Genomic DNA, 12400 nt, shown 5'->3' with positions numbered 1-12400 from the left:
CACGACGTTGGGGCCATGATCTTAGAGGCTCGCCCCAAAGTGGCTGCCTAAAGCCGTGGAGCCGGCCGCCCCAGCCATAGAGGGTGTCTCCCACTCCTTGCCCGCAGCCGCCGAGCGCGCCGCCGGGCGCGGCCAGCCGGGGCGGAGACAGGAGGCAGGCCGCGCCGCAGAGGCGGCGCGCGCCCGCGCCGTGCGCGGGCCTTGATGATGTAGAGAAAGTCTTACCGCGCTAGTGACCTGGCATCGAGGAATCGATCATGCAGCCCGGCTCTTCGGCTCCTCGCCGTGCTCCAAGTACACCGGAGCAGAGCTGGCCCTGGCCCCGACAGCCGCCCTGATACGTCGGGCCAGTCGTGGGATCGTCCGCTCGACCAGCTGGTCCGCAGGGACGAAGGCAAAGCTCTTCAGCTCGTCCGGCTGGAGCTCGATGCTTGCCAACCGGTCCTGGGTGAGTTGGCCGCCGTCGAACAGGTACAGCACCTTGTCGCCCTCGGCCTCGTTGGGGGCCCAGTCGACCGCGAGCAGGCGCCCGATGGGGGGTGTGATCCCCAGTTCCTCCCGGACTTCGCGAATGGCGGCGTGCAACGGGGACTCGCCAGTCTCGACGTACCCGCCGGGGATCTCCCAATAGTCCTTGTAGGAGGGCTCCACCATGAGGACCCGCCCGGCGGCATCAAAGAAGAGCACACCCGCTGCCATACGCGGGTGCGCCATCTTCGCTTCGTGTGCATTCGGCGCCATGCAGCCGAGGGTACCCAGCTCAGACCACGCGCAGCCTGTCGGCCAGGTCCGCCAGGTTCCGGCTTGGCCGGCCGCGCTGCCCTCGCACCCAGGTCAGCACCAGCTCCCGCGCCAGGTAGTGACTCCGCACCTGTTCCGGCGCCCAGCTCTCTGCTTCAAGGACCTTCGCGAGCGCATCGTCCATTCGGTTGTAGGCACTGAGGGCCCGAGCTACTTCGAGGTTGTGTCGCGTACGGCGTTCCGTGGGCAGTCCTGTCGTGTCGATCTGCGGGCCAAGGTCGACCGCTACCTGCATGTCGCCCAGCTCGGCTGCCGTGGCTACTCGGTGAATGGCAACGTTCGTCGGCCCGAAGGCAGTCCAGACGTGATTGGCGTCAGTGCCGAGTCGGTCGGCTGCCCGTTTCGCCTCGTCCAGGAAGGTCCGCGTCGTGGCCCGGTCGTCCGCACGGGCTGAGGCCATGGACCCCGCCAGGAACAGAGTCCCGTAGATGGACAGGACCTCGGGCGTCGACTCCTGGAGACCCGGCCGGAGGTACTCGCCCGCGTCCCCGACCAGCTGCACGGCTGCGTCGAACCGGCCATTGGACAGCAGGCAGTGCGCGACGGACCGGAAGAGAGAACCGGTTACGACCGGGTTGCCGGACTGCTGTGCTGCTGCCAAGCCGCGGTCGGCTGCGATCCATGCCAGGTCGGTCTCACCGAGCTTGGTGAGCACCATGGCCGCGCCCTGGTACGTCATGGCCATCAGCTCGTGCGCCCGCTCTCGCTCCCTGCCCCGGTACGACTGCGCGGCGATAAGTGCGTCGGCCAGCAGCAAGGGCAGGCGCCGGGTCGCGAGGCCGTAGCGCGATTCCTGGTAGGCATCCCAGACCTCTGCGACGTTGCGGCTCAGCTCGTCGAGCGATGTCGGCTCACCTTCGGTGGCGACGCCCAGTAGGGGTGTCAGCTGACGGTAGTTCATGAGGGCTGAGCGAAGTGCCGGCACCGTGCGGGTGCCGCTGTCGGGCGTCCACTCCAGGAGAGTGGGCTCGGCCAGCAGGTCGCCGAGCGTCACGTCCAGGGCATCGGCGAGCGACTTGATGACCGAGAGCCGGTCCAGCTCGATCCGGTTGTTCTCCGCCTTGCTCAGCCAGTCCACCGTGCGGCCCACGAGTCCGGCCAGGACCTCTTGAGAGATCCCCCGCCTTCGGCGGTACCAAGCGACTCGTTCACCGATCGTCAGGTTCGTCGTCATTCCTCGCATGGCTAGAGCGTCTTCCCATCTCCCTATGGGACCCCGGAGGAATTTTCCGGGGTAGTGCGCCGCCTCGCTCTTAGCGTCGTAGCTACCCCGAGAGGTCGCCAGGCCGAACAAGCGACGAAGGAGCCACGATGCCGCTGACGCCGGCCGAAGTGGTGGAGCTGACCCGAGAAGTGAAGGAGCTGGCCGAGGAGGTGAACGTCATCGCACGCCGTGCTGACGAGCTGGTCAGCCGTCTTACGGCTGCTTCCGCACCAGTTGCTCAAGCTGATCCATCCGCTCCGCGAGCCGACGCACCTCGCGCCGTACGTCGGACAGATAGCCGGCGATCTCCTCGAACTCCGGGCTGTGCTTCGTCTGGCGGGGCTCCTCGGGAAGGGTGACGAAGCTGCCCTTGCCCTGGTGGGAGATCGCGTAGCCGTCTTCACGTAGCCGGGAGATCGCCTGGCGGGCCACGGTCCGCGAGACGTCATTCTCGTTCATCAGCTCGGTCTCGGACGGCAGCTTGGTGCCCGGTTTCAGCTCTCCCTGCCGGATGCGCCTCTTGAAGTTGTCGGCGATCTCCAGGTACTTCGCCCGCCCGGTGAACTCGGCCATAGCCCCTCTCAGTGCTTGTCGCACTAAGTGCAGCACATCCAACCGACACCCGTCGAGAAGCACTTGACGTACTAAGTGTGTTAGGTGCACTCTCGTGACAGGCCGACGTACTAAGTACGTCAAGTTCGAACCTTGAGGAGCGCGCTCATGCGTCAGATCCCCGTCGACACCTCCGCCGCGACCGTGATGGTCGCCAAGACCCCGCAGCCCAAGGTCAAGGACCGCCGTACCGGCGAGATCGCCATGGACACCGAGACCGGGGCGAAGCTGATGACCGTCGACGTGATGTTCGCGGCCAATGACGAGGTGGAGATCCTGTCCGTCACCGTCCCGGAGCCCGGCATCTCCGGTGAACTGACCATGGGCACGCCGGTCGCGCTCACGGGCCTGATCGCCCGCCCGTGGGAGAACGACTTCAACGGCCAGAAGCGGCACGGCATCGCCTTCCGCGCCGTCGCGGTCACGTCCCTCGTCGCCGCTGCCGCGAACTCCAAGGCGGCCTGATCATGACCGGCTTCACGGTCGCGCTCGGGCTGGTCGTCGCCGCCGCGGGTCTCCTGCGGTGGCGGCGCCCCGCCTGGTACTGGCTGACCTTCGGCGTCACCTTCGCCGCGCTGCGGGTCCTGTTCCGCTACGCCTCCGTCATGGACGCCTGCGGTCTGACGGTCCCGCCCTCGCGCTGGCGCCTGGCCCTGGCCCGCGTCACCAACCGGCCCATGCCGGAGTCCCGCCCGCCGCGCATCCTGCGTTTCCGGCCGACCCGGACCGGCCTGGTCCTACGGCTGGGCCTGCGTCCCGGACAGGACGCATTCGACGTCGCAGCCGCCTCGCACCGGCTCCGGCACTCCTTCTCGATGTACGGCGTCACCTCGCGTGAGGTGCGCTCGGGTGTCGTGGAAGTGCGGATGACCGGCTACGACGTCCTCAAGCGGGTGCAGATGCCCACCAAGGTCGACACCCGCCCCATGCGGGTTCCCGTCGCCCTGCGTGAGGACGGCTCGGTGCACTACCGCGACTACCGGGCCGTCCCGCACGCCCTCACCCTCGGCGCCACGGAGTCGGGCAAATCCGTCTACCAGCGCAACCTGGTCGCCGGGCTCGCCCCGATGGACGTCGCCCTGGTCGGCATCGACTGCAAACAGGGGGTCGAGCTGTTCCCGCTGGCCCGCCGATTCACCGCGCTCGCCGACAACCCCGACACCGCCGCCGACCTCCTGGACGCGCTCGTGTCCCGTATGGAAGGCGTCTACCGGCTCATCCGCGCCGAACAGCGCATCACCGCCGCCCTGCCGGATGCCGAGATAGCCGCCGACATCTGGGACCTGCCCGACCATCTGCGCCCCGTTCCGGTCGTGGTCCTGGTCGACGAAGTCGCGGAACTCGCCCTGTTCGCCAGCAAGGACGAGGAGAAGCGGCGCGACCGCATCATCACCGCCCTTGTCCGCCTCGCCCAGCTCGGCCGCGCGGCCGGCATCTACCTCGAAATCTGCGGCCAGCGCTTCGGCTCCGAACTCGGCAAGGGCATCACCATGCTCCGCGCCCAGCTCACCGGCCGTACCGCCCACCGCGTCAACGACGAGACCAGCGCCAACATGGCCTTCGGCGACATCTCCCCGGACGCCGTCCTGGCTGCCATCCAGATCCCCGCCGAACTGCGCGGCCTCGCCGTCGCCGGGGATTCCACCGGCGGCTGGCACCGCATCCGCGCCCCGCACACCTCTCTGCGCCAAGCCGTGAACACCTGCAACCGGCATGCCGACCGCACCCCGGACCTGCCAGAACTGGCGCCTTTCCGGCCCGAGCTGACCAGCCCCTCAGAGGCCCCGGTGCCGCTGTCCAAGACGGCTCCCGTCACGGCCTGACTTCCCCCGCTCCACGGTCGGCGCGACCACCCTTCGCGCCAGGTCCCTGCCCCTGCCATGCCCGATGAAGGGAGAACCCGCGTCATGTGCCCCGACTGCGAGGACTTCGCCCGCACCGTCCTGCTCCTGGGCCAGCTCGCCCTCTACGCCGACACCACCGGCGCCGACCTCGACTTCGTCGATGCCGTCAGCCCCTCCCTGGCCGCCTCGCTCCCCGAGCCGCCGACCGGTGAGGAGTCCTGATGGCCGCCCGTCACGGCCTGCGCGTCGACGCCGTCCTGGTCCAGGCCGTCATCGCCGGAGCCCTGTCCTTCGCCCACCTGCACGACCTGGCCGCCGCTGCCGGACAGGACGGCTGGAAGGCTTGGGCCTACCCGGTCAGTGTCGACCTGCTCCTGGTCGCCGCCTGGCGACGGCTCCGCTCCGAGGGTCCGTCCCGGCTGGCCTGGTGCTGGTTCCTCATCGCCCTGTTCGCCTCCCTCGGCGCCAACGTCGCCACCGCCGGGTTCCTCGACCTGGCCGACCCGCCCGCCCTGCTCCGCCTGGGCATCGCCGGATGGCCCGCACTCGCCTTCCTCGGCGGGACCCTCCTCGCCCACTCCCCCGAACCCCAGCTCCCGGATACGCCGGCACCCGCCCCGGCCTCGGAAACCGAGACTGCGGACGACCGCGAACCAGCCCCCGAACCCGTGCCGGACCCGGCGCCCGTCCCGGCCCCGGTGGAGGAACCGCCGGCGCTTCCGGCCGCCGATCCGGCGCCCGCGGTTCCCGCCGTCCTCATCGACCACGCCCGCAAGGTCGCCGCCGACTACCGCGGCCGCACCGGAGCCCCGATCGACACCGAGACCCTGCGCGCCCGCCTCGGCGTCCCGCCCCACCTCGCCGACGCCATCGCCGCCCAGCTCGTCTGACCCGGAAGGAGAACCATCCGCCATGCCCGCCCGCGACAACTTCCACTCCGTGATGCGGATCGGCCCCGTGCAGATCGGCACCCACCGGGACCGCCACGGCCACACGAAGCACGCCGCCGTGTGCACCGCCGACCGCTGTGGCTGGTCCGCCGACTACTCCAGCCAGTCCGCCGCCCAGCTCGCCGCCCGCACGCACCGCTGCCGCGTCCGCTAGGAGACACCGCCATGCAGGTCCCGCTCTGGTTCGCCCTCGCCGTCGTCGGCTATCTCGGTGTCAAGTTCCTCCACCCGCCCTGGTGGCTCGTCGCCGTCCTCCTCCTCGGGGGCTACCTCCTCGCCGACAGCGTCCTGGCACCCGCCATCGGCACCGCCCTCACCAAGTAGCCACCAAGGGAGAACCGCCATGCTCCGCCCGAAGATCCCCACCATGCCCACCCCGACCGGGTTCGTCTCCCCGCGCACGGTCGTCGAGCCGACCGCCGTGGTCCAGCACCACCCGACGCCCGCCCCCGCCCCGGCCGCGTCGACCCGCCCGACGGTCCAGTTCACCCCCGGCGCAATGCTCGCCCTGGTCGGCGCTGGTACGGCCGTGGTCTTGGTCGTCGGTGCCGTCCTGGTCTCGATGCTCCTGGCCGTCGCCGTCACCGGCGCGTCCGTCGCCGTCTGCGCCGTGGTGATCCGCTCGCTCATCTCCTCGCAGCACCGCCGCTGAACGGTCCGCGGGGCGACGCACAAGCCGCCAAGCACGCCGCCGCTCCTGGGACCGGGTTCCGCCACACCAACCGCCATCGAGAAGGGACAACGTCATGGACCTGCACGTAGCCGCAAGCATCGTGCCGTTACTCGGTTGGGCCGTGCACGGCGGCATCCTCACCCGCCGTCTCGCCTGCGCCCGGCGCGACCCGCTCACCGGTCTGCACACCCGTGCCGGTTGGACCGCCCGCGCCGAACACCTCATCCGCCGGCACCCGAACGCCGCCGTGCTCCTGGTCGACCTCGACCACTTCAAGAACCTGAACGACACCCACGGCCACGCCGCCGGGGACGCCGCCCTCGTCGCTACCGCCGACCGGCTGCGCGCCTGGTGCGGACACAACGGCAGCGCCGGTCGCCTGGGCGGGGACGAATTCGTCGCCGTGATCCGGGACCTGGCCGCCGCCGACCTCGACGCGCTCACGGCCGCGCTGCACCGGCCGCTGCCCTACGGGGGGACGTTCCTCCCGCTGGCTGCCTCGGTCGGCGTCTGCCACGTCGCGGAGCTGGCGGTGCCCCTTCTGACGGATGCCCTCGCCGCCGCGGACGCGGCCATGTACGCGACCAAGGGCCGTACCCGTCGGGGCTCCCGCACCGCTCGCTGAGAGGCCACCGGGTGGCGCACAAGCCGCCAAGCACGCCGCCACCCGGGGCCGTTCCTTCCAACCGCAATCGAAAGGAACCACCATCATGGCCCAGTACACCCCGCCCCCGCCGAGGATCTGCCCGGCCTGTGACGGCTTCGCCTTCGTCGCCGTCACCCTCGGCGGCCGCGACCACCGTGGTCACCTGCGTACCGTCACCGCTCACTGCCCGGCCTGCCAGGGCACCGGTACCGCCACCGCCCGCCGCATTCGGGAGGGTGCGCGTGCCTGAGCAGCTGCTCGACCGTGCCACCCTCGGCGACCTGCTGAGGGTGGCTTCGGCCTCTGATTACCACCGCTGGCACGAGCAGATCCGCCGTACCGGCGGCTGCGCCGACCCCATCCACCTGACCGGCTGGGTCCTGCACAAGGACAAGACGACCGGCGAGACCCTGCACCACTACTCAACCGAGGGCGAGCCGGGCGGACGGCTCCGCCTCGCCTGCGGCAACCGCCGGGCCTCCCGCTGCCCGTCCTGCGCCTGGACGTACGCGGGCGACACCTACCACCTCATCCGAGCCGGGCTCGCCGGGGACGACCGCCGCGACATCCCCGCCACCGTCCGCGACCATCCCCGCGTCTTCGCCACCCTCACCGCCCCCTCGTTCGGTCGCGTCCACAACCGACCCGACCGGGGCGTCTGCCACTGCGGCACCCGCCACGCCGCCGACGATCCCGCCCTCGGCACGGCCCTCGATCCGGAGACGTACGACTACGCGGGCGCGGTGCTGTTCAACAACCACGCCGGACAGCTCTGGCAGCGCTTCACCAACCGGCTGCGCCGGGAGGTCGCCGCCCGCGCCGGCCTCTCTCAGCGGGAGTTGAAAGAGTCCGCCCGGCTGTCGTACGGCAAGGTCGCGGAGTTCCAGAAGCGCGGGGCCCTGCATTTCCATGCTGTGATCCGCGTCGACGGACCGGACGGCCCCGGCACCCCGCCGCCGACCTGGGCCACGGTCGGTCTCCTCTCCGACGCCATCAGTGCTGCCGCCGCGCACTCCTACACCTCGGTCTCCGTCCCGGCCGCCGCCGACCAACCGGCCCGGACCTTCCGCTGGGGCCGACAGCTGGACGTCCGGCCGGTCAAGGCCTTCGGGGACGGCAGCGACATCACCGAACAGGCCGTCGCCTCCTACGTCGCCAAGTACGCCACCAAAGCCGCCGAGAACACCGGCACCCTCGACCGCCGCATCGGTGAGCTGTCCGAACTCGACCGCCACGGCGTGCCCGACCACACCCGTCGCCTGATCGAAGCCTGCAAGTTGCTCGACCCGCTGTATCCGGACCGGCGCCTGTGGGCCTGGGCGCACATGCTCGGCTTCCGCGGCCACTTCTCCTCGAAGTCCCGCCGCTACTCCACCACGCTCGGCGCTCTCCGCCAGGCCCGCGCCGACTACCGCGCCGCGCAGGAGCAAGCGGCCCTCGGCCTCGACGACCAAGAGCCGGACACCGTCCTGGTCCTGGCCGACTGGCAATACGCCGGCCACGGCCACACCCCCGGCGAATCCGTCCTCGCCGCCACCATCGCCCGCGGCCTCCAACTCAACCGTGAAACCGCCCGCGAAGCCCTGCGAGACCTGGCCCTGGAAGGAGCTACCGCATGACCGTCCGCACGCTTCCCGAGCGGTACCTGACCCCGGCCGACGTCGCCGAGCTGCTCGGCGTTCCGGTCGAGACCCTGTACCAATGGCGGCGGAAGCGCACAGGCCCTCCGGCCTTCCGCGTCGGCCGGCACCTTCGCTACGACCCCGTCCGGCTTCGCCAGTGGGTCGACGGTCTGACCGAGGTGGCCGCCTGATGCCCGGCCACGTGCAGGATCGCTGGTACAAGGCAGAGGCCGGTCTGGACGGCAAGCCGGTGAAGGTGAAGACCGACCGCTACGGCAGCGGCCTCCGCTACCGGGCCCGGTACGTCGGGCCGGACGGCACCGAGAAGAACCGCTCTTTCCCCGACCGTCAGAAGCGCAAGGCGGAGGAGTGGCTGGCCGAGACGGCCGCCGACATGTCCCGCGGTCAGTACGTCGACCCGAAGGCCGCCCGCATGACTTTCCAGCAGTACGCGGAGCGCTGGATCACCGGGCAGACGACCGACCTGAACACGCGCATCGGAGTGGAGACCCGGCTCCGGTTGCACGCCTTCCCCCGCATCGGGGCGCGTCCGCTCGGCTCCTTCCGCCCAGTCCATATCCGCGAGTTCGTGCGCGACCTGGAGAACGACTCGATAGGCGGCACCTACGCCCGCAACATCTACGCCAACGTCCGCGCGGTGCTGTCGGCCGCCGTGGACGACGGCCACCTCGCCCGGAATCCGTGCTCGGCGGCATCCGTCCGCCCGCCGGCCGTCTCGGCCGCCCGGGTCGTGCCGTGGCTCCCGTCCCAAGTACGTGCGGTCCGCGATGCTCTGCCCGAGCGGTACCAGGCCATGGTCTCCGTGGGCAGCGGCTGCGGTCTCCGGCAGGGCGAGATCATCGGTCTGTCGGAGGACGCCGTGCAGCTCGACGGCGACACGCTGCGGGTCACCACTCAGGTCAAACTGATTCGGGGTGTCGCGGTCTTCGCCCCGCCCAAGGGCAACAAGGAGCGGGACGTACCGCTGCCATCCTCGGTGGCCTCCGCCCTGCGCCGGCACATGAAGAATCACCCGCCCGTGGGCATCAAACTGCCGTGGGGCAGGCCGGACGGCCCGCTCACTGAGCGGCGCCTCATCTTCACCAACACGGCCGACGGAATCGTCTGGCGAAGCAACTTCAACATCCAGGAGTGGAAGCCCGCCCTCGCGGCGGCCGGCCTCATCCCGACGCCGGAACCCGGTAAGCCGTACGCCTCCGCCCGGCAGCACGGGATGCACGCCCTTCGTCACTTCTACGCCTCGGTCCTCCTGGACGCCGGCGAGAGCATCAAGGCCGTGAGCGAGTACCTCGGCCATGCCGATCCGGCGATGACGCTGCGGGTGTACGCCCACCTGATGCCCAGCAGCAGCGAGCGGGCCCGCCGGGCCCTGGACGACGTCTTCGGCACGGCCCAGGAGCGCTGACGGCCCAGAGACGGCCCGGCGGACATAAGACGGCCCCCTACTGGCGACAGCATCGCTGGTAGGGGGCTTCTTCGTACCCGGATCACATCAGTTCTCCGGGTGCAGGCATAACACGTCCAGTGTCGCAGATCATCACCGGGACCCCAGGCCGGAGCGGGGTGGGGGTGGTCACCCGTGGGTGCTGACTGTCAGCGTCGGTCGACCTCGGACGGCCCAGGGGTGCGTGCTCTGCGGGTGGGATGATCTCTCCGGAAGGGTGCGAGTGGACATGCTGGAGCTGATGGAGTGGCTGGCCGATCGCGGAGTCACGACCGTCTTCAAGGTCGACGGTGACCGCATGGTTGAGCGGCGGACAGCATGGATGGTCATCGCCAGCGGTGGGCCGCTCGGCGAGGACTCGTTCTTCCGTGCCGACCTGGCCACGGCAGACGCATGCCTCGACTCGTTGCTCGCCCATCTGGAGAGCAAGGGCCTGTCGCCGTTCACATGATCAGGATGTATCGCCAGGGCCGCTGCTGCCGCTCGTGGCTCCGGCGAGTACAGCGCACTCTCTCGCCGGAGCAGGCCGTCCATGAGCGGAAGGACTCCCCGTCCTCCAAGGAACTGTCCGCTACGAGCCGGGCAGCGAGGTCCACAACGCGGTCAGCAAGGCACGAACGTACGTAGGTGCGGATGTCGGGCGGACGCGCAGCCGTCTTGGTGTCAGCTCCTGATCATCCGGTCAGCGGGAGTGCCCGTGCTTGTGCAGTGCCGCGCCGGCGCGGAACCGCACACGTCCGCAGCGTTTCTTCTCCTCATCCGACGCGTCCCCAGGGCAGCAGCAGTGGCTGGACAGCTTTCGCAGATCGTCGGGGTCCAGCCATAGAGGACTCGGCCCTTGGCCGCTTCCGTCGACGGGTCGGTCCAGTTCATGGCGGGACCATACCGAGCAGGTCGTTGCCGGTCTCGTGCATCAGCAGGACCTCCCCGGCCTCATCGCGCGCCACGGCGCTCACAGAGGGAACGAGGCTGCCCGACGCCGGGACCCGGGAAGCCGAACGCCTCAGCCCGGCAGCATGGGATGCATGCGTGTGATCCTCCTCCACAAGCTGCGCCGGAACGGCTGGAGGTTCCCCCGGGCGGCGCTCATCGTCGACGAGGGCGGGCGTCGTCACCGTCCGGGTGAGCGCCGGCCGTACCTGTGAGGTGCGGCGACGGTCACGAAGCCCTGTTCCTCCCTCCCCTTACCAGGTCACGGGCAGGGTTCTCGGGCCCCGGATCAGGCCCTGGCGCTGGAACTCGACCTCCTCCGGGGGCACTGCCAGCCGGATGCCGGGGAAGCGGGTGAGGACCGTGCCGATCGCCACCTCCGCCTCCATACGGGCCATGACGGCCGCCAGGCAGTGGTGCGGGCCGTGACCGAAGGCCAGGTGGGCCCGGTTCTCGCGGTCGAAGTCCAGGACGTCGGGGTCGGGGAAGACCTCCGGGTCGCGGTTGGCGGCGACGTACGCGTTGTAGACGACCTCACCGGCCCGGATCAGCCGGCCGCCGACGGTGACGTCCTCGACGGCGACCCGGGGGATGCCGACGCCGTTGCGGTGCGGGACGTAGCGGAACAGCTCGTCCACGGCCCGGGGCAGCAGCTCGGGCTCGCGGCGCAGCCGGTCCATGTGGCCGGGGTGGGTGAGCAGCGCGTACATCATCGAGCCGCTGTTGTTGCGGACGGCGTGGCCGCCGCTGACCTGCACGGCGGTGGCGAGGGAGATCGCCTCGTCGTCGGTGATCTCGCCCGCCGCGACGGCCTGGGCCAGTACCCCGGCGAGGTCCTCCCGGGGCTCGGCACGGCGGTGCCGGAGCAGTTCGGCGATGCGGGCGCGGTTGGCCCGGGCCACCTGTCCGGCGCGCTTCTCGGACTCGGCGCCCGCGGACAGCAGGGCCTCGCCCGTCTCCGCCCAGCGGTGCCAGTCCTTCTCGTCCACGCCGAGGAAGTCGCGGATCACGGCGATCGGGAAGGGGCCGTGCAGGTGTTCCATGAGGTCGGCCGGCGCGCCGGCGCCTTCCATCCCGTCGAGCAGTTCGGCGGCCCGGCGCTCGGCCAGTGGGCGCAGCCGCTGCATGCTCCTGCCGGTGAACGCGCGGGCGACCACCCGGCGCAGCCGGGTGTGCCGGGGCGGGTCGATGTACTGCAGGCCCGCCGTCTGCGAGGCCACCGGCGCCGGGCGCATGCTGGTGACATCGCGGCCGACGACCTGTTCCCGGGAGAAACGCGGGTCGGAGGTGACGAAACGGATGTCCTCGTACCGGGTGACCAGCCAGGCGTGGCCCTCCCCGTACGGCAGCCTGATCCGGGTGACCGGCTCGTCGCGCAGCATCTCGTCCAGGAACGGGTCGGGGTCGAGTGCGGGCAGGTCGTCGACGGGCCAGAACCTCACCCGCGGCGGAGAGGGGGCGGGGGACGGGACGGGGGCTGGGTCGAGGGGCATCGGACACACTCCCTGCTGCGTGGCCGGGCGGCGGGAAAACGCCGTCCTGCGAGGGAGTCTGCCGCGCGCGGGGCCCACCCGCCGACTCGTGCTGCGGCATCCGGGTGCGGCCCTCCTCCGGACCGGTCACGTCCAAGACGTGCCGACGGGCCCCCGTCCT

The 12400-nt window shown here is 70.7% G+C and carries 17 protein-coding genes; 13 read left to right on the top strand and 4 right to left on the bottom strand.

Annotation, left to right across the window (positions count from 1 at the left end; translation table 11 throughout):
* Positions 1–255: 255 nt before the first annotated feature.
* From ACF1BE_RS24760 to ACF1BE_RS24750, 3 genes are all read right to left on the bottom strand, one after another.
* The gene (locus tag ACF1BE_RS24760; RefSeq protein WP_392201207.1) at positions 256–741 is read right to left on the bottom strand and encodes an NUDIX domain-containing protein; all 486 of its coding nucleotides are present in this window, start codon (positions 739–741) and stop codon (positions 256–258) included.
* A 19-nt stretch (positions 742–760) separates the two neighbouring features.
* Entirely contained in the window at positions 761–1975 is a 1215-nt protein-coding gene (locus ACF1BE_RS24755; RefSeq protein ID WP_392201206.1) for a helix-turn-helix domain-containing protein, read from the bottom strand.
* 243 nt (positions 1976–2218) lie between these two features.
* A complete protein-coding gene (locus ACF1BE_RS24750) occupies positions 2219–2578 on the bottom strand; it encodes a GntR family transcriptional regulator (protein ID WP_392201205.1) in 360 nt (119 codons plus the stop codon).
* Between the two features lie 147 nt (positions 2579–2725).
* Here ACF1BE_RS24750 and ACF1BE_RS24745 point away from each other — a divergent pair, with 147 nt between their 5' ends.
* The 13 genes from ACF1BE_RS24745 to ACF1BE_RS24685 all read left to right on the top strand — a co-directional run bounded on the left by ACF1BE_RS24745 (position 2726) and on the right by ACF1BE_RS24685 (position 10268).
* On the top strand, positions 2726–3082 hold the full coding sequence (locus ACF1BE_RS24745) for a hypothetical protein (protein WP_392201204.1): 357 nt from the start codon (positions 2726–2728) through the stop codon (positions 3080–3082).
* Between the two features lie 2 nt (positions 3083–3084).
* Positions 3085–4440: an FtsK/SpoIIIE domain-containing protein gene (locus ACF1BE_RS24740; protein WP_392201203.1), complete on the top strand. Its 1356-nt coding sequence runs from the start codon at positions 3085–3087 to the stop codon at positions 4438–4440.
* Between the two features lie 84 nt (positions 4441–4524).
* Positions 4525–4683 carry a hypothetical protein gene (locus ACF1BE_RS24735; RefSeq protein WP_167396220.1) on the top strand — a complete coding sequence of 53 codons (159 nt, stop codon included), beginning with the start codon at positions 4525–4527 and terminating at the stop codon, positions 4681–4683.
* Positions 4683–5351 (top strand): DUF2637 domain-containing protein, encoded by a 669-nt coding sequence (locus ACF1BE_RS24730; protein ID WP_392201202.1) that lies wholly within the window; start codon positions 4683–4685, stop codon positions 5349–5351. Before ACF1BE_RS24735 ends, ACF1BE_RS24730 begins: the two co-directional genes overlap by 1 nt.
* 22 nt (positions 5352–5373) lie before the next feature.
* Complete coding sequence (locus ACF1BE_RS24725) at positions 5374–5565, top strand: mobile element transfer protein (RefSeq protein ID WP_086769465.1); 192 nt, start codon at positions 5374–5376, stop codon at positions 5563–5565.
* Positions 5566–5576: 11 nt separating this feature from the next.
* Positions 5577–5735, top strand: a complete 159-nt coding sequence (locus ACF1BE_RS24720; RefSeq protein WP_392201201.1) for a hypothetical protein — start codon at positions 5577–5579, stop codon at positions 5733–5735.
* Positions 5736–5754: 19 nt separating this feature from the next.
* The gene (locus ACF1BE_RS24715; RefSeq protein WP_392201200.1) at positions 5755–6063 is read left to right on the top strand and encodes a SpdD-like protein; all 309 of its coding nucleotides are present in this window, start codon (positions 5755–5757) and stop codon (positions 6061–6063) included.
* Between the two features lie 94 nt (positions 6064–6157).
* A complete protein-coding gene (locus tag ACF1BE_RS24710) occupies positions 6158–6709 on the top strand; it encodes a GGDEF domain-containing protein (RefSeq protein WP_392201199.1) in 552 nt (183 codons plus the stop codon).
* An 85-nt stretch (positions 6710–6794) separates the two neighbouring features.
* The gene (locus ACF1BE_RS24705) at positions 6795–6980 is read left to right on the top strand and encodes a hypothetical protein (RefSeq protein WP_392201198.1); all 186 of its coding nucleotides are present in this window, start codon (positions 6795–6797) and stop codon (positions 6978–6980) included.
* On the top strand, positions 6973–8349 hold the full coding sequence (gene repSA, locus ACF1BE_RS24700) for a replication initiator protein RepSA (RefSeq protein WP_392201197.1): 1377 nt from the start codon (positions 6973–6975) through the stop codon (positions 8347–8349). The genes ACF1BE_RS24705 and repSA overlap by 8 nt, the downstream gene beginning before the upstream one ends.
* A complete protein-coding gene (locus ACF1BE_RS24695) occupies positions 8346–8543 on the top strand; it encodes a helix-turn-helix domain-containing protein (RefSeq protein ID WP_093474319.1) in 198 nt (65 codons plus the stop codon). The genes repSA and ACF1BE_RS24695 overlap by 4 nt, the downstream gene beginning before the upstream one ends.
* On the top strand, positions 8543–9778 hold the full coding sequence (locus ACF1BE_RS24690; protein WP_392201196.1) for a tyrosine-type recombinase/integrase: 1236 nt from the start codon (positions 8543–8545) through the stop codon (positions 9776–9778). The genes ACF1BE_RS24695 and ACF1BE_RS24690 overlap by 1 nt, the downstream gene beginning before the upstream one ends.
* Positions 9779–10046: 268 nt before the next feature.
* Positions 10047–10268, top strand: a complete 222-nt coding sequence (locus ACF1BE_RS24685; RefSeq protein WP_392201195.1) for a hypothetical protein — start codon at positions 10047–10049, stop codon at positions 10266–10268.
* Between the two features lie 733 nt (positions 10269–11001).
* On the opposite strand, the gene ACF1BE_RS24680 is transcribed toward ACF1BE_RS24685, so the two are convergent.
* Complete coding sequence (locus ACF1BE_RS24680) at positions 11002–12240, bottom strand: cytochrome P450 (protein ID WP_392201194.1); 1239 nt, start codon at positions 12238–12240, stop codon at positions 11002–11004.
* Positions 12241–12400 lie beyond the last annotated feature (160 nt).

The sequence above is a fragment of the Streptomyces sp. NPDC014991 genome (genome assembly GCF_043080665.1).
Lineage (GTDB): Bacteria > Actinomycetota > Actinomycetes > Streptomycetales > Streptomycetaceae > Streptomyces.
Note: the sequence above shows the minus strand (reverse complement) of the source record. Positions and strands in the feature narration are given on the sequence as shown.